The sequence below is a fragment of the Qingshengfaniella alkalisoli genome (assembly GCF_007855645.1).
Lineage (GTDB): Bacteria > Pseudomonadota > Alphaproteobacteria > Rhodobacterales > Rhodobacteraceae > Qingshengfaniella > Qingshengfaniella alkalisoli.
The window spans coordinates 2,024,895-2,045,203 of sequence record NZ_CP042261.1; the positions used below are offsets into that span (position 1 = coordinate 2,024,895).

The 20,309-nt window shown below is 60.4% G+C and carries 19 protein-coding genes and 2 tRNA genes; 13 read left to right on the forward strand and 8 right to left on the reverse strand.

The window, feature by feature from the left end; translation table 11 throughout:
* Nucleotide 1 precedes the first annotated feature (1 nt).
* Nucleotides 2–379, reverse strand: a complete 378-nt coding sequence (locus tag FPZ52_RS10185; RefSeq protein WP_146365746.1) for a YigZ family protein — start codon at nt 377–379, stop codon at nt 2–4.
* A gap of 152 nt (nt 380–531) precedes the next feature.
* On the opposite strand from FPZ52_RS10185, the gene FPZ52_RS10190 reads away from it, so the two are divergent.
* Genes FPZ52_RS10190 through FPZ52_RS10210 form a run of 5 tightly spaced genes read left to right on the forward strand, consistent with a single transcriptional unit; the run spans nt 532 to nt 4,155 of the window.
* Entirely contained in the window at nt 532–1,392 is an 861-nt protein-coding gene (locus tag FPZ52_RS10190; protein ID WP_146365325.1) for an SDR family oxidoreductase, read from the forward strand.
* 51 nt (nt 1,393–1,443) lie between these two features.
* A complete protein-coding gene (gene mtgA / locus FPZ52_RS10195) occupies nt 1,444–2,163 on the forward strand; it encodes a monofunctional biosynthetic peptidoglycan transglycosylase (protein WP_146365326.1) in 720 nt (239 codons plus the stop codon).
* 56 nt (nt 2,164–2,219) lie between these two features.
* Nucleotides 2,220–2,885, forward strand: a complete 666-nt coding sequence (gene fzlA / locus FPZ52_RS10200) for an FtsZ-binding protein FzlA (protein WP_146365327.1) — start codon at nt 2,220–2,222, stop codon at nt 2,883–2,885.
* Nucleotides 2,886–2,899: 14 nt separating this feature from the next.
* Nucleotides 2,900–3,913, forward strand: coding sequence for a tRNA epoxyqueuosine(34) reductase QueG (gene queG, locus FPZ52_RS10205; protein WP_276617453.1), 1,014 nt, complete (start codon nt 2,900–2,902; stop codon nt 3,911–3,913).
* A gap of 56 nt (nt 3,914–3,969) precedes the next feature.
* A complete protein-coding gene (locus FPZ52_RS10210) occupies nt 3,970–4,155 on the forward strand; it encodes a hypothetical protein (protein WP_146365328.1) in 186 nt (61 codons plus the stop codon).
* Nucleotides 4,156–4,232: 77 nt separating this feature from the next.
* On the opposite strand, the gene FPZ52_RS10215 is transcribed toward FPZ52_RS10210, so the two are convergent.
* A tRNA-Leu gene (locus FPZ52_RS10215) sits at nt 4,233–4,319 on the reverse strand.
* 140 nt (nt 4,320–4,459) lie between these two features.
* Between FPZ52_RS10215 and FPZ52_RS10220 the strand changes: the two genes are divergently transcribed.
* On the forward strand, nt 4,460–5,443 hold the full coding sequence (locus FPZ52_RS10220) for a complex I NDUFA9 subunit family protein (protein ID WP_146365329.1): 984 nt from the start codon (nt 4,460–4,462) through the stop codon (nt 5,441–5,443).
* A gap of 3 nt (nt 5,444–5,446) precedes the next feature.
* Here FPZ52_RS10220 and FPZ52_RS10225 read toward each other — a convergent pair whose 3' ends face one another.
* On the reverse strand, nt 5,447–6,250 hold the full coding sequence (locus tag FPZ52_RS10225; RefSeq protein WP_146365330.1) for an undecaprenyl-diphosphate phosphatase: 804 nt from the start codon (nt 6,248–6,250) through the stop codon (nt 5,447–5,449).
* Between the two features lie 216 nt (nt 6,251–6,466).
* Between FPZ52_RS10225 and FPZ52_RS10230 the strand changes: the two genes are divergently transcribed.
* The 4 genes from FPZ52_RS10230 (at nt 6,467) to FPZ52_RS10245 (ending at nt 14,356) form a co-directional block, all read left to right on the forward strand.
* The gene (locus FPZ52_RS10230; protein WP_146365331.1) at nt 6,467–7,903 is read left to right on the forward strand and encodes an NAD(P)-dependent oxidoreductase; all 1,437 of its coding nucleotides are present in this window, start codon (nt 6,467–6,469) and stop codon (nt 7,901–7,903) included.
* A gap of 152 nt (nt 7,904–8,055) precedes the next feature.
* A complete protein-coding gene (locus tag FPZ52_RS10235) occupies nt 8,056–8,484 on the forward strand; it encodes a GFA family protein (RefSeq protein WP_146365332.1) in 429 nt (142 codons plus the stop codon).
* Nucleotides 8,485–8,486: 2 nt separating this feature from the next.
* The gene (gene gltB, locus FPZ52_RS10240; protein WP_146365333.1) at nt 8,487–13,022 is read left to right on the forward strand and encodes a glutamate synthase large subunit; all 4,536 of its coding nucleotides are present in this window, start codon (nt 8,487–8,489) and stop codon (nt 13,020–13,022) included.
* Between the two features lie 110 nt (nt 13,023–13,132).
* Nucleotides 13,133–14,356, forward strand: coding sequence for an argininosuccinate synthase (locus FPZ52_RS10245; RefSeq protein WP_146365334.1), 1,224 nt, complete (start codon nt 13,133–13,135; stop codon nt 14,354–14,356).
* Nucleotides 14,357–14,441: 85 nt separating this feature from the next.
* Here the strand turns inward: FPZ52_RS10245 and FPZ52_RS10250 are convergent, their stop codons facing one another.
* Nucleotides 14,442–14,654: a DUF1127 domain-containing protein gene (locus tag FPZ52_RS10250; RefSeq protein ID WP_146365335.1), complete on the reverse strand. Its 213-nt coding sequence runs from the start codon at nt 14,652–14,654 to the stop codon at nt 14,442–14,444.
* 216 nt (nt 14,655–14,870) lie between these two features.
* On the opposite strand from FPZ52_RS10250, the gene FPZ52_RS10255 reads away from it, so the two are divergent.
* Nucleotides 14,871–14,945 (forward strand) — tRNA-Gly (locus tag FPZ52_RS10255).
* 3 nt (nt 14,946–14,948) lie between these two features.
* Here FPZ52_RS10255 and ahcY read toward each other — a convergent pair.
* On the reverse strand, nt 14,949–16,340 hold the full coding sequence (gene ahcY, locus FPZ52_RS10260) for an adenosylhomocysteinase (protein WP_146365336.1): 1,392 nt from the start codon (nt 16,338–16,340) through the stop codon (nt 14,949–14,951).
* A gap of 75 nt (nt 16,341–16,415) precedes the next feature.
* The gene (locus FPZ52_RS10265; RefSeq protein WP_146365337.1) at nt 16,416–16,727 is read right to left on the reverse strand and encodes a hypothetical protein; all 312 of its coding nucleotides are present in this window, start codon (nt 16,725–16,727) and stop codon (nt 16,416–16,418) included.
* A gap of 177 nt (nt 16,728–16,904) precedes the next feature.
* Here FPZ52_RS10265 and FPZ52_RS10270 point away from each other — a divergent pair, with 177 nt between their 5' ends.
* Nucleotides 16,905–17,501: an HD domain-containing protein gene (locus FPZ52_RS10270; RefSeq protein ID WP_146365338.1), complete on the forward strand. Its 597-nt coding sequence runs from the start codon at nt 16,905–16,907 to the stop codon at nt 17,499–17,501.
* A 3-nt stretch (nt 17,502–17,504) separates the two neighbouring features.
* Here FPZ52_RS10270 and FPZ52_RS10275 read toward each other — a convergent pair whose 3' ends face one another.
* Nucleotides 17,505–18,056 (reverse strand): ActR/PrrA/RegA family redox response regulator transcription factor, encoded by a 552-nt coding sequence (locus FPZ52_RS10275; RefSeq protein ID WP_146365339.1) that lies wholly within the window; start codon nt 18,054–18,056, stop codon nt 17,505–17,507.
* A gap of 81 nt (nt 18,057–18,137) precedes the next feature.
* The gene (locus FPZ52_RS10280) at nt 18,138–18,749 is read right to left on the reverse strand and encodes an SCO family protein (protein WP_146365340.1); all 612 of its coding nucleotides are present in this window, start codon (nt 18,747–18,749) and stop codon (nt 18,138–18,140) included.
* Nucleotides 18,750–18,843: 94 nt separating this feature from the next.
* Here FPZ52_RS10280 and regB point away from each other — a divergent pair, with 94 nt between their 5' ends.
* Nucleotides 18,844–20,217, forward strand: coding sequence for a sensor histidine kinase RegB (gene regB, locus FPZ52_RS10285; protein ID WP_146365341.1), 1,374 nt, complete (start codon nt 18,844–18,846; stop codon nt 20,215–20,217).
* The last annotated feature ends 92 nt before the right edge of the window (nt 20,218–20,309 follow it).

The following is a 20,309-nucleotide window of genomic DNA, read 5'->3' on the forward strand; positions in this document are numbered from 1 at the left end:
ATCAATCGCCCTGCAGATCGATGCCTAATTCATCGAAATAGCTGCGCACCGCGCTTTGAACATGCCGGAACCGGTCGCCCCCCAGCTTCGTGCCGCCGAACCAGCGCGTGACTATCACGACATGGTTTTCCAGGCCCACGCGTTCCAGCATCCGCACGATCACCATCCCGGCGCCGGATTCTCCGTCATCGGCCTTGAGCGGCCCATCGGGCAGCAAGACCGCCCAGGTGTTGTGCGTGGCTTTCGCAAACTTCTTCTTGCGCTTCAGCGCCTTGACCAACGCGTCCGCCTCCGCGCGACTCGTGACCGGCCCGCCCGAAACAGCGTATTTCGACCCACGATCGCTCAGGACACCTTCGATTATCTTTAGATCCGGCATCTCACCCGGATGCCGCGCAACACGAGAGAGGTCAAGCGCAACCGCACGCCGCAGGCGTGCACGACCCAACCCCGGACAATCGGCGCAGCCGCGAAGGCCGGGGGCGGGAGCACCCCCTTGCCACTTCAAGCGCGACGCCGCATCTTCGCGCCATGACATCGCATCTGTTTTCCTTCGGCCACGGATACTCTGCCCAAGCCCTTGCACGGCTCCTGCTCCCGCAGGGGTGGCACATCACCGGCACGACACGCTCGCCTGACAAGGCTGGCTACCTCGCCGAAACTGGTATCACGCCGCTCATCTGGCCCGGCGGTGCCCTCGATACGCTTGGTGACACCACGCATGTCCTGATCTCTGCTGGCCCCGACGCCGATGGCGATCCCGTGCTTGCGGCAGCCCTCGAACCATTGGCAAGGGTTGCCCCGAGGCTACGATGGCTTGGCTATCTATCAACGACCGGCGTCTATGGCGACCACCAAGGCGGTTGGGTGGATGAAACGACGCCCCTGACCCCCTCGACCCGTCGCGGACAGGCCCGCGCGCTTGCTGAAACGCAATGGCAGGACTTCGCCCGGGAAACCGGTGCACCGCTGCACATCTTTCGTCTGGCAGGCATCTACGGCCCCGGCCGTGGTCCGTTTGCCAAGGTCCGAAACGGCACCGCCAAGCGTATCATCAAGCCCGGTCAGGTGTTCTCGCGCATTCATGTGGCGGATATCGCCCAGGTGCTGGAAGCGTCGATCAACCGCCCTGTTCCGGGCGCAATTTACAATCTCTGCGACAACGATCCCGCTCCACCCGAGGACGTCATCGCCTATGCCGCGACTCTTCTCGGAATGCCCGTCCCATCAGCCATTCCAATTGACGAGGCGGATATGACCCCCATGGCACGCAGCTTCTACGCCGAAAGCAAGCGGGTGCGGAACGACCGGGTCAAGGACGAACTGGGCGTGAAGCTGATCTATCCCGACTACAAATCCGGGCTGCGCGCCCTTCTGGCACAAGAACGGTGATAGCAGCTTTCGTTTCTTGACCCCGCGTGTGCTGCGTGGTTCTTGACGGCCATGGCAAAAACCAAACGAGCAGGTCGCAGAAAATCGGCAAAGCGCGCCGATCCGGGCAAGGTCATCCGTCGCTGGGTGCTTCGCGGAGCCTTCGCGGTTGTCGTGCTGTTCGCCGGACTAATCCTGTTGTTTTCCATCGTTCCGGTCCCGACGACACCCTACATGCTCGCCGAATCGCGTCGGTTGGGCGGGGTGGACCATGAATGGCGGTCGATGGACAGAATCGCGCCGGTGATGGTGCGCTCGGCCGTGGCGGCCGAAGACGCTAATTACTGCGCCCATTGGGGTTTCGATATCGGGGCGCTGCGCAAGGCCATCGAAGGCGGCGTCCGGCGCGGCGGTTCGACGATCAGCCAGCAAACCGTGAAGAATGTCTTTCTGTGGCAGGGGCGCAGCTGGCCACGCAAAGCGCTTGAGGCGGTCCTGACCCCTGCGGTTGAACTGGTCTGGACCAAGCGGCGCATCCTTGAGGTCTATCTCAACGTCGCCGAATTCGGCGAGGGCGTTTTCGGCGTCCAGGCGGCTGCACGCCACTATTTCGAAACGGACGCACAACATCTGACGCCTGTACAGGCGGCGCGGCTGGCAGCGATTCTACCCGATCCGAAGGATCGGTCCGCAAGCAGCCCGGGCGATTTCACCCGCAGGCGTGCGGCGTCGATCATGGACGGGGCGGCGACGATCAACCGAGACGGGCGTGCCCGGTGTTTCAGTGGTTGAACTGACACGACGAACGCGGCAAGACAATTGCGAATACCAAGAATAAAAGGCCGAGCATGATCCGTCTCTTTCATTCCCCGTTGTCGCCCTTTTGCCGTAAAGTCCGGCTGACGCTGTCGGAAAAGCGCATCGATGTGGATTTGCAGGAAGAGAAGTACTGGGAAAAATCGGCCGAATTCCTGCGTCGTAACCCGGCAGGGAAAGTCCCCGTCCTACAGATTGACGGGATCACCATGTCCGAAAGCACCGCGATCTGTGAATATCTGGACGAGGTGTATCCCACGCCGTCGCTGCTGCCGCGCGACCCGCGCGAACGTTATGAGGTGCGCCGGCTGGTGGGGTGGTTCGACGATACGTTTTATCGCGAAGTGACAACCAAGATCCTGACGGAACGGGTCATCAAGAAGCTAGTCGGACAGGGCTATCCTGACAGTCGCAACGTCAAGGAAGGCGTGCAGAAGATCAAATTCCACCTCGACTACATGGCAAACCTTCTGGATCACCGCCGCTGGCTGGCGGGTGACGTGATGACCCTTGCGGATTTCACGGCGGCTGCACATCTGTCCTGTTTGGACTATACGTCCGATGTAGATTGGAACAGAAGCGCGGTGGTGAAGGATTGGTACGCAAAAATAAAATCGCGGCCCGCCTTCCGGAATCTGCTGGCGGATCAGGTGTCGGGCTTCCCGCCGCCGCCCCATTACAGCGATCTGGACTTCTAGACCTCAAGGAACGGCTGCACGCACGCGCGTTGGAAGAAGGCTTCGCCAAGATGGGCGTGTGCCGTCCCGATGCCGTGCCCGAGATAGCCGAGCGCCTGCGTGACTTCGTCGCCAAGGGGCGTCACGGGCAGATGCAGTGGATGTCTGAGCGGATGAACTGGCGCGGCGACCCGTCCGAGCTGTGGCCCGAGGCTCGATCGGTCATCATGCTGGCCGAACCCTATACACCCGAACATGACCCCTTGGAGGTGCTGAGCCACCCCGACCGCGCAGCAATCAGCGTCTATGCGCAGAACCGCGATTACCATGACGTGGTGAAGAAGCGGCTGAAACGGCTGGGTCGATGGCTGCTGGAACAGGTCGATAACGAACAGATCAAGGTCTTCGTCGATACCGCACCGGTGATGGAAAAGCCGCTAGCCGCCGCAGCCGGGCTGGGCTGGCAGGGCAAGCACACGAACCTTCTGGGCCGCGATCTGGGAAGCTGGTTCTTCCTCGGGTCGATCTTCACGACGGTCGAACTACCCGTGGACGAACCTGCGCGCGAAAACTGCGGATCATGTCGTGCCTGCCTGGATGTGTGTCCGACAGATGCGTTCCCGGCGCCGTTCCAATTGGACGCGCGCCGCTGCATTTCCTACCTGACGATCGAACACAAAGGCCCGGTGGATCTGGACCTGCGCGAAAAGCTCGGCAACCGGATCTACGGCTGCGACGACTGTCTTGGTGTTTGCCCCTGGAACAAGTTCGCCGCCGAGTCGCGTGAGGTGAAGTATGCTGCCCGCGAGGACCTGACTTCACCGAAGTTGGCCGAATTGGCGACGTTGGATGATACGGAGTTTCGGGCAAGATTCTCCGGCTCACCCATCAAGCGGATCGGGCGTGATCGCTTCGTGCGTAATGTCCTGTATGCCATAGGAAATTCCGGCGAGCCCAGCCTTCGCCCGATCGCACAGTCACTGACTTCAGACCCGGACGAAACGGTTGCCGATGCGGCCCGCTGGGCCGTCACGCGCCTAAATGGCTGAATTTTGGAACCAGATGTGCTAGCGTCCAGTTCCACCTATGTGGAAAGGAGGATGCCATGCCACGCCATATCATCGACACCCCACCATTGAGATCGGGTGAGCGCGTGCGCGCCTATCTGCGCATCGCGCGCCGCGAACACAGCTTTCCGGAACGCCAAGCGATTTTCCGCAATGCCGGCAAGTCCGCAACCACCAAGCGGATCAAAGAGTTCCTGCGGATCGAACGCGGCAAAACGGCCTGAAACATCACCTGCAAAACGATGTATTGGTATTCCTTAGGAATACCCTTTACGCATACCGCAAGCATTTCGGGAAACGATGGTGCCCAGGAGAGGACTCGAACCTCCACGTCCATACGGACACTAGCACCTGAAGCTAGCGCGTCTACCAATTCCGCCACCTGGGCAGGTGTCGTGGAAGCGGCATTTAGACGTCGACTCGGGGAGTGTCAACACATGACGTGAAGATTATTCTCCGAAACGCGATCAGCCTTGTTCGCGCGCTCGGTGGCTTGTATTGCAGAGCCGAAACTAGCGGAGACGAGCAATGTCGAAACTTGTCACGATCTATGGCGGTTCGGGCTTCATCGGACGCCATATTGTGCGTCGCATGGCCAAGCAGGGTTGGCGCGTGCGGGTTGCGGTCCGGCACCCGAACGAGGCGCTGTTCGTCAAACCCTACGGCGTCGTTGGTCAGGTCGAGCCGATCTTTTGCAATATCCGCGACGACCAGTCCGCCGCGCTGGCGATGAAAGGGGCCGATGCCGTGGTGAACTGCGTCGGGATCCTCAACGAGTACAAGAAGAACAATTTCGAAGATGTGCAATCCGGAGGTGCGGAGCGCATCGCCCGACTGGCCAAGGAGGCGGGTATCGAAACGCTGGTGCAGATTTCTGCCATAGGCGCCAATCCCGACAGCCAAAGTGAATATGCCCGGACCAAGGCAGAGGGCGAAGCAGCGGTGCTGCGGCATATGCCCGGCGCTGTCATCCTGCGCCCGTCCATCGTGTTCGGGCCCGGTGACAGCTTTTTCAACCGGTTCGGCTCCATGGCGCGGTTCGGGCCGGTTCTTCCTATTGTCGGCGCGGATACGAAGTTCCAGCCAGTCTATGTCGATAATGTCGCAGAAGCAGCTGAAAAGGCGCTGCTGGGACAGGCCGAGCCGGGAGTTTACGAACTTGGCGGGCCGGATGTCCGTAGCTTCCGCGAGTGGATGATCGGAATGCTTGGCGTGATCCGCCGCCGTCGCCTGGTGGTTGGCATGCCCTTCGCCGTTGCCGGCTTTATGGGCTGGGGGTTCGATCTGCTTCAGACGCTGAGCCTCGGATTTTTCGAGAACAAGGTGCTGACGCGCGACCAGGTGCGCAACCTTCACGCGGATAACGTCGTGTCGGAGGGTGCGAAAGGCCTGGCCGATCTCGGCATCAGCCCGACACCTACCGAGGCGGTTCTCGACGATTATCTGTGGCGGTTCCGGCCCGGCGGTCAGTATGACGAAATCACAGAATCTGCCCGCAATATGCGGGTCTGAGGGCTAGCTGTAGGCGTACCACAGCAGGAACAGCCCGAAGATCACACGGTAGATCACATAGGGCGTGAAGCTGACAGATTGCAGCAAGCGCATCATGATCTTAAGGGCGAGCAAGGCTGACAGGAAGGCGAAAATCGCCGCGATCAGCCCGTCTCTGGCTGCCGCTGTGTTCGCTTCGGCGACCACTTCGATGCCAAGAAGGCCGCCCGCCATCAGGATCGTCGGAATGGACATGAGCATCGCAAGCTTTGCTGCGTCTTCGCGCTTGTAGCCAAGCTTTCTTGCGCCGGTGATGGTGATGCCCGACCGCGAGGTGCCTGGGATCAGCGCGACCGCCTGCCACAGCCCCATGATCGCTGCGTCGCGGAAGGTCCAGTTTTCCGCAGGCTTTTCTTCGGTCCCGGTCTGGTCCGCCCAATAAAGCACGATCCCGAAGATCAGCATCGTCCATCCGATCAGTGCCGTCGAGCGCATCAGGTCGTTCAAGCCGGTAACTTCGATGACCAGGCCGATGATGACGACGGGGATCGTGGCGATGATCAGGCACATGGCCAGCTTGGAGCCGGAGGTGTCGGTCCGGCCCGTCAGGGCGCGGGGAAGTCCGGCAAGGCCGGTTTTGACGTCCGACCAGAAGTACAGGACCACAGCGAAGAGCGTGCCGACATGGACAGCGACGTCGATGACCAGCCCCTGATCTTCCATGCCCGAAAGATTCGGCAAGAGAATCAGGTGGCCCGAAGAAGATATGGGAAGGAACTCTGTAATACCCTGAATGATCGCGACGATCAGAAGATGGAGAAGCGTCATGCCTGTTTTTGCCTTCTTTGTTTGGCTTCTAGTAACGTATTGCCGTTGTTTTGTATTCTGAATTTAAGGTCACATATATTGACATAAAAAATGGATACTCCGAGAGTTTTTGTCTGGCTGTGTCCGAAGAATTCTGCATATACGTCAGTATTGCTTACTTTTCTTTTCAAGCGAGGCGCGGTATCAAGCGCGGGAATTGGATTTTGGAGATGAGCCATGGCTAAACAGCGAATGCTCCAGTTTGTGACGGTTGAGCGCGACATGCCCGAGAAGCGGGCGGCGGATCAGCGCAATCAGGACTTCAACGAGATTTACGCCGAATATGCTGAACAGAAGGCTGCCGAACAGGCCGGTCGCTGCTCGCAATGCGGTGTGCCTTATTGTCAGTCGCATTGTCCGCTGCACAACAACATTCCCGACTGGCTGCGCTTGACGGCGGAAGGGCGCTTGGAAGAAGCCTACCAACTCAGCCAGGCAACCAATACCTTCCCGGAAATCTGCGGTCGCATCTGCCCACAGGACCGCCTGTGTGAAGGCAACTGCGTGATTGAACAGTCCGGCCATGGCACTGTGACGATCGGCGCGGTCGAGAAGTACATCACCGATACGGCGTTCGAAAAAGGCTGGGTGCAGCCCATAGCGCCGAAGGTCGAGCGCGAAGAAAGCGTTGCGATCATCGGGGCCGGTCCGGGTGGTCTGGCGGCGGCGGATATGCTGCGTCGCCAAGGCGTGCAGGTCACCGTATACGATCGCTATGACCGCTCCGGCGGGCTGATGATCTATGGCATTCCGGGCTTCAAGCTGGAAAAAGACATCGTCATGCGCCGCAACCAGCAACTGGAAAAGGGCGGCGTCAAGTTCGAGCTGAATTGCAATGTCGGTGAGGACATCACTTTCGAAGACATCCGCGCGAAGCATGATGTCGTGCTGATCGCGACGGGCGTTTACAAGACGCGCGACCTGCAAGGGCCGGGCAGCGGCGCCAAGGGCATCGTGCGGGCGATCGATTATCTGACCGCGTCGAACAAGGTCAGCTTCGGTGACACGGTGCCGGAATATGATTCCGGCGAGCTGAACGCCGAAGGCAAGCGCGTCGTCGTCATCGGTGGCGGTGACACGGCGATGGACTGCGTCCGTACCGCTGTTCGCCAAGGCGCCAAATCGGTGAAATGCCTGTATCGCCGCGACCGTGCCAACATGCCGGGTTCGCAGCGCGAAGTGCAGAACGCCGAGGAAGAAGGCGTCGAATTCGTCTGGCTGACCGCGCCGAAGGGCTTCGCCGGCGACACGGTGGAAAGCGTGCTGATCAGCAAGATGCGTCTGGGCCAGCCCGACGCGACGGGTCGTCAGACGCCCGAGCTGATCGAAGGTGCGGATTACGCCGAGGACGCGGACCTGGTCGTTAAAGCGCTGGGGTTTGAACCCGAAGACCTGCCCGCGCTGTGGGACCAGCCGGAACTGGAAGTGACGCGCTGGGGCACGGTGAAAACCGATTTCCGTACGCATGAAACGAATCTCGATGGCGTGTATGCTGTGGGCGATATCGTGCGTGGAGCGTCGCTGGTTGTCTGGGCGATCCGTGACGGTCGCGAAGCGGCGCAGGCCATTCTGGATCGCTTCAACACCGCGGTCACGGCGGTCGCGGCGGAGTAAGCGGTCAAGGTCACAGGCGGTACACCACGCGTACACCGGCTGTGCACCGATGGAACTGCAAGGATAAGTTAACAAGCAGTTAATAGGTCAGGTTGGCTGACGGATATTCTGAAATTCGATGCGGATGCGACTCCGCCGGAGGATGTGAAACGATGACGAACAGAACGGGACGTTGCCTGTGCGGGGCAGTCAGTTTCACCGCAAAGGGCGCGCATGATTCATTCGACGTGTGCCATTGCGAGATGTGCCGCCGTTGGGCGGCCGGTCCGATGTTGGCGATCGAGTCGGACTCGGTCGACTTCGAAGGCGAAGAGAATATCGGCATCTTTACCTCTTCCGACTGGGCCGAACGCGGTTTCTGCAAGAAGTGCGGCACCAGCCTGTTCTATCGGCTGACCATCGGATCGGGCGAAACGCATGTATCGGCAGGCGCGCTGGACGATCTTGCCGGTATGGACCTGAGCAAAGAAATTTTCATCGACAGAAAGCCCGAAGGCTACGCCTTTGCGGGAGACAGACCGAGATTGACCGAGGCCGAGGTATTCGCCGCTGCCGGACAATCCGAGACGGGAGATCACTGAACATGACCAAATTCGACCAGAACTGGGTGGCCAGCGAAGAAGCCAAGCGTGCCTATATGGCCGAGCATGGTCTGTATCGCGAGGATGACGAACATTCGTCCTGTGGCGTCGGGCTTGTCGTGTCCATCGACGGCACCAAGAGCCGCAAGGTCGTCGAGGCTGGTATCACCGCGCTGAAAGCGATCTGGCACCGCGGCGCCGTGGATGCGGATGGCAAGACGGGCGATGGCGCGGGCATCCATGTGCAGATCCCCGAGCCGTTCTTCTATGACCAGATCCGCCGCACGGGGCACGAGCCCGATACCGGCAAGAAGATTGCTGTCGGTCAGGTGTTCCTGCCGCGCACGGATTTCGGCGCGCAGGAAACCTGCCGCACCATCGTGGAAGCCGAAGTGCTGCGGATGGGCTATTACATCTATGGCTGGCGTCACGTGCCGGTCGATATTTCCTGCCTTGGCGAAAAGGCCAATGCGACGCGGCCCGAGATCGAACAAATCCTGATCAAGAATTCCAAGGGCGTGGACGAAGAAACGTTCGAGCGCGAACTTTACGTGATCCGTCGCCGGATCGAGAAGGCTGCCGCTGCCGCGCAGGTGGGTTCGCTTTACATCTGTTCGCTGTCCTGCCGGTCGATCATCTACAAGGGCATGATGCTGGCTGAACAGGTGGCCGAATTCTATCCCGACCTGCAGGATGATCGGTTTGAATCGTCCTTCGCGATTTACCACCAGCGCTATTCGACCAACACCTTCCCGCAATGGTGGCTGGCGCAGCCTTTCCGCATGTTGGCCCATAACGGCGAGATCAACACGCTGAAGGGCAACGTCAACTGGATGAAATCGCACGAAATCCGCATGGCGTCGGGCACGTTCGGCGATCTGGCGGATGACATCAAGCCCATCATCCCCAACGGGTCGTCGGATTCGGCTGCGCTGGATGCGGTGTTCGAGGTGTTGGTCCGCGCGGGCCGGTCCGCGCCGATGGCCAAGACGATGCTTGTTCCAGAAAGCTGGTCCAAACAGGCAATCGAGCTGCCCGAAGCGTGGCGCGACATGTATTCCTATTGCAACTCCGTGATGGAGCCATGGGACGGCCCGGCCGCGCTGGCAATGACCGATGGTCGCTGGGTCTGCGCGGGGCTGGACCGCAACGGCCTGCGCCCGATGCGTTATGTCGTGACCGGTGACAATCTGCTGATCGCAGGGTCCGAGGCGGGCATGGTTCCGGTCGAGGAATCCGGCGTGACCGAGAAAGGTGCGCTTGGTCCGGGGCAGATGATCGCCGTGGATATGCAGGAAGGCGGTCTGTATCATGACGTCGAGATCAAGGATCGCTTGGCGGCTGCGCAACCCTTTGGCGACTGGGTCGGCAAGATCAACGAGCTGGACGATGAGCTGGCCACGGTGAGCGAGGCGCCGTTGTTCGAGGGGTCGGAGCTGCGCAAGCGCCAGATCGCCGCCGGTTTCACCATTGAAGAACTGGAACAGATCCTTGCGCCGATGGCAGAAGACGGGAAAGAGGCGATTGCCTCCATGGGGGATGACACGCCATCGGCGGTGCTGTCCGAGAAGTATCGCCCGCTGAGCCATTTCTTCCGCCAGAACTTCAGCCAGGTGACGAACCCGCCGATCGACAGCCTGCGCGAATTCCGCGTGATGAGCCTGAAGACACGGTTCGGCAACCTCAAGAACGTGCTGGACGAAGACAGCAGCCAGACGGAAATCGTCGTGCTGGACAGCCCCTTTGTCGGCAATGCGCAGTTCGAGGCGCTGAAATCGCATTTCAATGCGCCCTATGTCGAGATCGACTGCACCTTCCCGCGTGATCAGGGGTCTGAGGCGCTGCGCGAAGGTCTGGCGCGCATCCGGGACGAGGCCGAAGAGGCCGTTCGGTCCGGCGCGGGTCATATCATCCTGACGGACCAGTTGCAGGACGAGGACAAGGTGCCGATGCCGATGATCCTTGCGACGAGCGCCGTGCATAGCTGGCTGACGGACAAGGGGTTGCGGACCTTCTGTTCGCTCAACGTGCGGTCGGCAGAATGTATCGACCCGCATTACTTCGCGGTGCTGATCGCGTCCGGTGCGACCGTGGTGAACCCCTATCTGGCCGAAGACAGCCTGGCTGACCGCATCAAACGCGGCTTGCTGGATTGTTCGCTGACCGAAGCCGTGGCGCAGTATCGCAACGCCATCGACCAGGGCCTGCTGAAGATCATGGCGAAGATGGGGATTTCGGTGATCTCGTCCTATCGCGGTGGCCTGAACTTCGAGGCGGTGGGCCTGTCGCGAGCGATGTGCGCGGCCTATTTCCCCGGCATGCACAGCCGCATTTCCGGCATCGGTGTATCGGGCATCCAGAAGAAGCTGGAAGCGGTGCACAAGCTGGGCTGGCTGGGCGGTTCGGATGTTCTGCCCATCGGCGGTTTCTACAAGGCGCGCCGTTCGGGTGAAACACATGCCTGGGAAGCGCAGTCGATGCACATGATGCAGGCGGCGTGCAATCGTGCGAGTTTCGAGCTGTGGAAACAATACAGCGCCAAGATGCGGAGCAACCCGCCCATCCATCTGCGCGACCTGCTGGACATCAAGCCGGTGGGCAAGGCGATCCCGCTGGAGGAGGTGGAAAGCATCACCTCGATCCGCAAGCGGTTCGTGACGCCGGGCATGTCGCTGGGGGCGCTTAGCCCCGAGGCGCACAAGACGCTGAACGTCGCGATGAACCGCATCGGCGCCAAGTCCGACAGCGGCGAGGGCGGCGAGGATCCGGCGCATTTCGTGCCCGAGGCGAACGGCGACAACCCGTCGGCGAAGATCAAGCAGGTGGCGTCGGGCCGCTTCGGTGTGACGGCGGAATACCTCAACCAGTGCGAGGAACTGGAAATCAAGGTCGCGCAGGGTGCCAAACCCGGCGAGGGCGGCCAGCTTCCGGGCATGAAGGTCACCGACCTGATCGCGCGGCTGCGCCACTCGACCAAGGGCGTCACGCTGATTTCCCCGCCGCCGCACCACGATATCTACAGTATCGAAGACCTTGCGCAGCTGATCTACGACCTCAAGCAGATCAATCCGCGCTGCAAGGTGACGGTGAAGCTGGTGGCGTCTTCAGGTGTTGGCACGATTGCCGCCGGTGTGGCCAAGGCAAAGGCGGATGTAATCCTGATTTCGGGGCACAATGGCGGCACGGGTGCGTCTCCGGCCACGTCCATCAAGTATGCGGGGCTGCCATGGGAGATGGGCCTGACCGAGGCGCATCAGGTTCTGTCGATGAACAATTTGCGCGACCGGATCACGCTGCGCACCGATGGCGGCCTGCGGACGGGGCGTGACATTGTCATCGCCGCGCTGATGGGAGCCGAAGAATACGGCATCGGCACCGCGGCGCTGATCGCGATGGGCTGTATCATGGTGCGTCAGTGCCAGTCGAACACCTGCCCCGTCGGCGTCTGCACGCAAGACCCCGCACTACGCGAGAAGTTCACCGGCAATGCTGACAAGGTAGTGAACCTGATCACCTTCTACGCACAGGAAGTGCGGGAAATCCTGGCGTCGATGGGCGCGCGCAGCCTCGATGAAGTCATCGGGCGCGCCGATTTGCTGAGCCAGGTCAGCCGTGGGGCCGCGCATCTGGACGATCTGGATCTCAACCCGCTGCTGATCACCGTCGATGGTGCGCAGAACACCGTTTACGACCGCAACAAGGAGCGCAACGCGGTGCCCGACACGCTGGACGCCGAAATCGTCAAGGACGCGGCGCGGTTCCTGGAAGATGGCGAGAAGATGCAGCTGTCCTATGCAGTGCAAAACACGCTTCGGACCATCGGGACGCGCACGTCGAGCCATATCGTCAAGCGCTTCGGCATGCGCAACCAGTTGCAGCCGGATCACCTGACGGTGAAGCTGACCGGTTCGGCAGGGCAGTCACTGGGCGCGTTTGCTGCACCGGGGCTGAAGCTGGAAGTGTCGGGCGATGCCAACGACTATGTCGGCAAGGGCCTGTCGGGCGGCACGATTGTCGTACGTCCGCCGCAGGTCAGCCCGCTGGTGGCGGCCGACAACACGATCATCGGCAACACGGTGCTGTATGGTGCGACGGATGGCTACCTGTTCGCGGCGGGCCGTGCGGGCGAACGCTTCGCCGTACGCAACTCCGGCGCAACGGTTGTGATCGAGGGCTGCGGGTCCAACGGTTGCGAATACATGACCGGCGGCGTCGCGGTGATCCTCGGGTCCATCGGCGCGAATTTCGGCGCGGGTATGACGGGCGGCATGGCGTATCTGTATGATCCGGAAGGCAAGGCGCTGGATTTGATGAACCGTGAAACGCTGGTGACCTGCCCGGTGACTGTGGATCACTGGGAAGACCAGTTGAAGGGTCTGATCGAGCGGCATGTGACGGAGACGAACAGCCGTCGCGCGGCAGATCTCCTGCAACACTGGGAGACGGAGAAATCCAACTTCCTGCAGGTCTGCCCGAAAGAGATGCTGAAACACATCCCGCATCCGCTGGGTATCGAGGAAGAAGCAGCCACCGCCTGACACAAAGGGGGAGCTTCGGCTCCCCTTTCTGCATGCCGGGCTGTGCATATCCTTGCCCCCGACATGGCCACACGATAAACCATCTCGGAATTCAAGCATCGGAGTCCTTAATGTCCGCGCCCAAGAAAGTTGTGCTCGCTTATTCCGGCGGGCTAGATACCTCGATCATCCTGAAATGGCTGCAAACCGAATATGGCTGTGAAGTCGTTACCTTTACCGCCGATCTGGGACAGGGTGAAGAACTGGAACCGGCCCGCAAGAAGGCAGAGCTTCTGGGCATCAAGCCGGAAAACATCTTCATCGAGGATGTACGCGAGGAATTCGTCCGCGATTTCGTCTTCCCGATGTTCCGTGCGAACGCCGTCTACGAGGGGCTGTACCTGCTGGGCACCTCCATCGCGCGGCCGCTGATCTCCAAGCGCTGCGTCGAGATCGCGCACGAGACCGGCGCCGACGCGATCGCCCACGGCTCGACCGGTAAGGGCAACGATCAGGTCCGCTACGAGCTGTCGGCTGCTGCGCTGGACCCCGACCTCCGGGTCATCGCGCCGTGGCGAGAGTGGGACCTGTCGAGCCGCACGGCCCTGATCGAGTTCGCCGAAGCGCATCAGATCCCGATCGCCAAGGACAAGCGCGGCGAGGCGCCGTTCAGCGTCGATGCCAACCTTCTGCACACCTCGTCCGAGGGCAAGGTGCTGGAAGACCCGGCAGAGATTGCACCGGACTATGTTTACCAGCGCACGGTAAACCCCGAAGATGCGCCAAACGAGCCGGAGTTCATCGAGATTGCCTTCGAGAAGGGCGACGCGGTCGCGATCAATGGCGAGGCGATGAGCCCCGCGACGATCCTGACCAAGCTGAACGAGTTGGGCGGCAAGCACGGCATCGGTCGCCTGGATTTCGTCGAGAACCGTTTCGTGGGCATGAAATCGCGCGGCATTTACGAGACGCCGGGCGGCACGGTTCTTCTGGAGGCGCATCGCGGAATCGAGCAGATCACGCTGGATGCGGGAGCGGGCCATCTGAAAGATAGCCTGATGCCCCGCTATGCGGAACTGATCTATAACGGCTTCTGGTTCTCGCCCGAACGCGAGATGCTGCAAGCTGCCATCGACAAAAGCCAGGAACATGTGTCCGGCACGGTACGGTTGAAGCTCTATAAGGGGTCAGCCACCACGGTAGGCCGCTGGTCCGATCAGTCCCTGTATTCGGAAGAGCACGTTACGTTCGAGGACGACGCGGGTGCCTATGACCAGAAGGATGCGGCCGGTTTCATCAAGTTGAATGCGCTGCGTCTACGGCTGCTGGCGATGCGCAATCGCCGCTTGAAGTAACCCTGAAAAAGACAATCGCGCCCGAATGGGCGCGATTTGTCACTTGGAAATCCCCAAGCCGGGTGGGCTGCGAAGCCGCGCCAGATTACTTGGCGGCGGCTTCTTTCGCGATGTTGCGAATGTCGAAACGGGAAATACCCAGATCGGCGAGTTCACGGTCGCTCAGCTGCTCAAGTTCATGCAGCGTAACAAAATAACGTGCCTGACGCTCACGAACTTCGGCAACGCGGGCGAAAAAACCACGGATCGCGCCGAGGAAGCCGTTTTCCTGAACGCGGATATCATTAGCATAAGCCATTTCATACCTCATCGGGTTGGACGACTCGGGCGTCATGCCCTTGTCTCTATGCCCTTAAGATAGGCCAATGCTGCGATTGCACAATCGACAAGCCAACAATGCCGCCATGCAGCATATGCAAAGCTACGCGGGGTAGGATTGCTGCGGATACAGGGGTGGGCGGGATAACACGAGGCCTTGCGAAGCCCCGTGCAAGTCAGTATCTAGGTCGGCAGCGCGGGCGTAGTTCAGTGGTAGAACGTCAGCTTCCCAAGCTGAATGTCGGGAGTTCGACTCTCCTCGCCCGCTCCATCCTCAATACCGGTAGTGTTCCGGCTTGAACGGCCCTTCGGGTGTGACACCGATATAATCCGCCTGTTCTTTCGACAACCTGGACAATTTCACGCCGATGCGATCCAGATGCAGGCGGGCGACCTTTTCATCAAGGTGCTTGGGCAGGACATAGACTTCGTTGCCGTAATCGTTGCCCCTGGTCCACAGTTCGATCTGCGCCAGGGTCTGGTTGGTAAACGACGCGGACATCACGAAAGACGGGTGGCCGGTGGCATTGCCGAGGTTCAGCAGGCGGCCTTCGGACAGCAGGATGATGCGGTTGCCCGAGGGCATCTCGATCATGTCCACCTGGTCCTTGATGTTGGTCCATTTGTGGTTTTTCAGGTTCGCCACCTGAATTTCATTGTCGAAATGGCCGATATTGCCGACGATCGCCATGTCCTTCATCTCGCGCATATGCTCGATGCGGATGACATCCTTGTTGCCGGTGGTGGTGATGAAGATGTCGGCGGTCGGGGCCACATCTTCCAGGGTGACGACCTCGTACCCGTCCATCGCCGCCTGCAATGCGCAAATCGGATCGACCTCGGTGACCTTGACGCGCGCGCCCGCGCCCGACAGCGACGCCGCGGAGCCTTTGCCAACATCGCCATAACCGCAAACGACCGCAACCTTGCCTGCCAGCATCACGTCCGTGGCTCGGCGGATACCGTCCACAAGGCTTTCACGGCAGCCATACTTGTTGTCGAATTTCGACTTTGTGACGCTGTCATTGACATTGATTGCGGGGAAGGGCAGACGGCCGTCCTTTTGCAACTCATAGAGACGATGAACGCCCGTGGTGGTTTCTTCGGTCACACCCTGAATGAGGTCACGCTGCTTGGCGAACCAGCCCGGTGATTTGTTCATCCGCTTGCGGATCTGGGCAAACAGGGCTTCCTCTTCCTCGGAATGGGGGGCGGCGATGAGGTCGGTTTCACCTTCTTCGACACGTGCGCCCAGCAGGATGTAGAGCGTCGCATCGCCGCCGTCATCAAGGATCATGTTCGCGCCGTCATCGAAGTCGAAGATGCGGTCGGCGTAATCCCAGTACTCTTCCAGCGTCTCGCCCTTGATCGCGAAGACCGGCACGCCCGACGCGGCAATCGCCGCCGCCGCGTGATCCTGCGTGGAGAATATGTTGCACGACGCCCAACGCACCTCGGCCCCCAGCGCCGTCAGTGTTTCGATCAGGACCGCCGTCTGGATGGTCATGTGCAGGCTGCCCGCGATCCGCGCGCCCTTAAGCGGCTTACTATCGCCGTATTCGGCACGCAGAGCCATCAGCCCCGGCATCTCCGTTTCCGCGATGTCCAGTTCCTTGCGCCCGAAATCCGCAAGTGAAATGTCCTTGACGATGTAATCCTCGGCCATGCTGGTGCTCCTGTGCAAAAGTCGCACCTCGCATAGCACCAGCGTTTCAATCCGGCAACGCGCTGAAACTTGCATCTACATCAGCGGCCCCGTCTTCGCCGCAGGCGTGTCATCCATGTGCCAATGACTGCCCGAGGCGATCACACAGGACAAGCCGCCAGCAGTGGTCGCAAGGATGGTAAAGGTGCCGGTCTCGGACGAAACCCACAACTCTATAATCACGTTGGAAGTCTGCAGCCCGCCACCCGACAGGTTCTCGCTGAACTTTTCCAACAAGAACGTGATCAGCTTCCCACGTTCGGCACATCGCATTTGCGCATGAGCCGCAGGCGGCGCGAGCGCGGCCATTCCGAAGATCAGAGCACCTGCAATAAGACGTTTGAACATGACGAGTGTCCTTTCCTTGAATACAAGGCAGGCCACCTGTCATGAACGCCGCGCAGCATGCCAAAAGGTGATCGACGTTCTACTTTATATATGGTGATGCAAGATAAGGATTGCCAACAGGGCGCTTTACAATTGCAGGTGATGCGGGCTACCAGATCACGAACAAATGAGGAACGTATGCCCGCGAAACAGCCCCGCGCCTGGCAAAGAATGCTCTCTGGCCGCAGGTTGGACCTGCTGGACCCGACGCCGATGGATATCGAGATCGAAGACATCGCACATGGCCTTGCCTTCGTCGCGCGGTGGAACGGGCAGACCAACGGCGATTTCGCCTATTCTGTGGCGGAACATTCGCTTCTGGTGGAAACGCTCTATGGGCGGCTCTATCCCGATGCGCCGGCAAAGTGGCGGTTGGCTGCACTGCTGCATGATGCGCCGGAATATGTGATCGGGGACATGATTTCGCCCGTGAAGTCCGCAATCGGGCCGAGCTACACGGAGCTGGACACGCGGCTTGCCGCGGCGATCCATTTGCGCTTCGGCCTGCCCGCGACGCTACCCAAAACCATCAAGCAGGGAATCAAGCGGGCGGACCGGATCTCGGCCTGGCTGGAAGCCACGCGCATCGCCGGGTTCTCAGAGACGGAATCGACGCGCTTCTTCGGACGGCCCAAGCCGGAACATATTGACGGGCTGGATGTGCTGCTACGTCCACCGCTTGAGACGCGCGAGGATTTCACCACCCGCCACGACGCCTTGCTAAAAGAGTGCTAGCGCCTAGCGCGGGCTGCGCTTGGCCAGTATCCGCTGCAGCGTCCGCCGGTGCATGTTCAGACGACGCGCCGTTTCAGACACGTTGCGATCACACAGTTCGTAAACGCGCTGAATATGTTCCCAACGCACACGGTCTGCGGACATAGGGTTATCGGGTGGCTCCGGCAGTTCGCCTTCGGGCGTCAGCAGGGCACGGGTGATGTCATCTGCGTCTGCGGGCTTCGACAGGTAATCCGTCGCACCGATTTTCACGGCAGCTACAGCCGTGGCAATCGCACCGTAGCCCGTCAGGACGACAATACGGCTGTCCGGGCGGCGTTCGCGCAGCACCTCGACCACATCCAGGCCGTTGCCATCACCCAAACGCAGGTCGACCACCGCATAAGCGGGCGGGCGCGCCGTGGCGATCGCGCGGCCAGCGGCAACGGAGTCGGCGGTTTCAACCTCGAAGCCGCGCTTTTCCATGGCTCGGGCCAGACGGCGCAGAAACGGTTCGTCATCATCGACGAGCAAAACTGTCTTGTCCGCTGAGGTCACTTGCATTGCGTCCGCCATTTCGCGTCCTTAGCCTGTTCAGATCGGCGTTTATTTAGTCATTGGAGCAGTTGAGGTCAATTTTCCGGCCATGTGGCGATTTTACGCGCCCAGATGACAGGCCGTGCGCTCGGCAATGATTTCGGGGCCTTCGTCGCGACGGAAGAAATCGACCACACCTTCATCTGGCAGGACCAGATAGGTAAAGGTCGAATGATCGACGAGGTAATATTCATCATCCGCGCTGGACGCCGGGACTTTGTAGTAGGTCTTGTAAGCCTGGCTGGCAGCTTTCACCTGTTCGGGACTTCCCGTCAGGCCAACCATCTTGTCGGAGAAGTTGGCCGCGAAATCACCCACGACTTCCGGCGTATCGCGCTGCGGGTCTACGGTGATGAAGACCGGTTTGACGTCGATGCCGCTGTCTTCCAGAAGTACGACGGCTTCGGCGTTGCGGGCGCTGTCGAGCGGGCAGACGTCCGGACAGAAGGTGTAGCCGAAATAGACGAGCGCCGGTTCGGTGATGACATCCTCGTCAGTCACGGTCTGGCCCGCGCTGTTGACCAGTTCGAAAGGTCCGCCAATGTCGCCGCCGGCGACCTGCGCGCCGCCACACTGGGCAACCTGATCGCCCTTCAGCATGACATAGGCTGCCGTTCCGCCAACAACCGCCACAACCGCAGCAATCGCGATCCCCGCATAAAGCCGTGACATTCTCGTCCCCTTTGCAAAATTCGCCGCATGTTCAGAATGCGGCCAATCCTGTATCAGCGATGGAATGTGAAGACCACAAGGGCAGGCAACACAAATGCATGATCCGACGCTCGACCCTTTAACGCCGGGTGCGCGAAGCCACTGGATACCCCTGCGGACGCTGGTTTTGCTGCGCTGGGTGGCCGTCGCGGGACAATTGGCCGCAGTGTTGGTCGCAGAAGGCATTTTTCACCTGCAGCTCGATCTGGCGATCTGTCTTGGGGCCATCGCAGCGGCCGCACTGGCCAATGTCATTGCGCAATTCGCCTTCCCGCGCGCATATCGGCTTTCGGAACGCGCATCGGCCCTGATGCTGATGTTCGATGTGCTGCAGCTTGGGCTGTTGCTGTATCTCACCGGAGGTCTGAACAACCCGTTTGCGCTGCTGATCCTGGTGCCCGTGGCGATTTCCGCGTCGGCGCTGCATCTGCGATCAACGGTTTCACTGGGCGTGGCAGCCTTCGCGGTGGCCACCTTCGTCGGGCTTGTCTATCGCCCGCTGGTCAGCTCCGACGGGCTGGACATGACGATGCCGCCCACGCTGCTGCTGGGCTTCTGGGTCGCGATCATCATCGGGCTGGCGTTTCTGGCTATCTATGCACGCAGGGTCAGCATCGAGATCCATGGCATGTCAGATGCGCTGCTGGCGACACAGCTTGCGCTGGTGCGTGAACAGAAGCTGACGGATCTGGGCGGTGTGGTGGCGGCAGCTGCGCATGAGCTCGGCACACCACTTGCCACGATAAAGCTGGTCAGCACGGAACTGGCCAGTGAACTGGAAGACCCCGAACAGGCCGAGGATGCCCGGTTGATCCGCGATCAGGCCGACCGCTGCCGCGACATCCTGCAATCCATGGGCCGTGTCGGGAAAGAAGACCGTTTCGTGCGCAGTGCACCACTAGAAACCGTGATATACGAAGCCGCCGAACCGCACCTCACGCGCGGCGTGTCGATCCAGTTCGACATTTCGCCCGATGAAGGCGCGGACAGTCGGCAGCCCACCATGCCGCGCCAGCCTGAAATCATTCACGGCATACGAAACCTTGTGCAGAACGCGGTGGATTTCGCCCGCGGCATCGTGCGGGTAGAAGCCCATTGGAACACGGACACCGTGACCGTGCGAATATCGGACGATGGCAACGGGTTTCCGCCGCATCTGATCGGGCGCCTCGGCGATCCCCTGCTGCGGCGCCGCAAATCCGATGGCGAGCAATCGCAACGCCCCGGCTATGAAGGCATGGGGCTGGGTCTGTTCATTGCCAAGACATTGCTGGAACGCAGCGGCGCGCGGCTGTCATTTCGCAACAGCACCGACACGCCCGAATCCCATGGCGCGATCGTGACAGTGGTTTGGCCAAGACACCGACTGGTGCCGGAACCAGGGTCGAAAGACGATCCGCTGGGAGAAAATCAGCCGATAAATACGTAGTCGGGCAGACCAAATCAGCGCGTTTACCGCGTGTTAACAATTCTGGCCAAGCGTCGGGAGACAAGCGTCAACTCTCTCAATTGTGGTCGGAA

Excerpts from the sequence above, each read along its gene's own strand:
- FPZ52_RS10185 (WP_146365746.1), bottom strand. The coding sequence starts at position 379 with ATGCCGGATCTAAAGATAATCGAAGGTGTCCTGAGCGATCGTGGGTCG.
- FPZ52_RS10190 (WP_146365325.1), top strand. The coding sequence starts at position 532 with ATGACATCGCATCTGTTTTCCTTCGGCCACGGATACTCTGCCCAAGCC.
- mtgA (WP_146365326.1), top strand. The coding sequence starts at position 1,444 with ATGGCAAAAACCAAACGAGCAGGTCGCAGAAAATCGGCAAAGCGCGCC.
- fzlA (WP_146365327.1), top strand. The coding sequence starts at position 2,220 with ATGATCCGTCTCTTTCATTCCCCGTTGTCGCCCTTTTGCCGTAAAGTC.
- FPZ52_RS10210 (WP_146365328.1), top strand. The coding sequence starts at position 3,970 with ATGCCACGCCATATCATCGACACCCCACCATTGAGATCGGGTGAGCGC.
- FPZ52_RS10220 (WP_146365329.1), top strand. The coding sequence starts at position 4,460 with ATGTCGAAACTTGTCACGATCTATGGCGGTTCGGGCTTCATCGGACGC.
- FPZ52_RS10225 (WP_146365330.1), bottom strand. The coding sequence starts at position 6,250 with ATGACGCTTCTCCATCTTCTGATCGTCGCGATCATTCAGGGTATTACA.
- FPZ52_RS10230 (WP_146365331.1), top strand. The coding sequence starts at position 6,467 with ATGGCTAAACAGCGAATGCTCCAGTTTGTGACGGTTGAGCGCGACATG.
- FPZ52_RS10235 (WP_146365332.1), top strand. The coding sequence starts at position 8,056 with ATGACGAACAGAACGGGACGTTGCCTGTGCGGGGCAGTCAGTTTCACC.
- gltB (WP_146365333.1), top strand. The coding sequence starts at position 8,487 with ATGACCAAATTCGACCAGAACTGGGTGGCCAGCGAAGAAGCCAAGCGT.
- FPZ52_RS10245 (WP_146365334.1), top strand. The coding sequence starts at position 13,133 with ATGTCCGCGCCCAAGAAAGTTGTGCTCGCTTATTCCGGCGGGCTAGAT.
- FPZ52_RS10250 (WP_146365335.1), bottom strand. The coding sequence starts at position 14,654 with ATGGCTTATGCTAATGATATCCGCGTTCAGGAAAACGGCTTCCTCGGC.
- ahcY (WP_146365336.1), bottom strand. The coding sequence starts at position 16,340 with ATGGCCGAGGATTACATCGTCAAGGACATTTCACTTGCGGATTTCGGG.
- FPZ52_RS10265 (WP_146365337.1), bottom strand. The coding sequence starts at position 16,727 with ATGTTCAAACGTCTTATTGCAGGTGCTCTGATCTTCGGAATGGCCGCG.
- FPZ52_RS10270 (WP_146365338.1), top strand. The coding sequence starts at position 16,905 with ATGCCCGCGAAACAGCCCCGCGCCTGGCAAAGAATGCTCTCTGGCCGC.
- FPZ52_RS10275 (WP_146365339.1), bottom strand. The coding sequence starts at position 18,056 with ATGGCGGACGCAATGCAAGTGACCTCAGCGGACAAGACAGTTTTGCTC.
- FPZ52_RS10280 (WP_146365340.1), bottom strand. The coding sequence starts at position 18,749 with ATGTCACGGCTTTATGCGGGGATCGCGATTGCTGCGGTTGTGGCGGTT.
- regB (WP_146365341.1), top strand. The coding sequence starts at position 18,844 with ATGCATGATCCGACGCTCGACCCTTTAACGCCGGGTGCGCGAAGCCAC.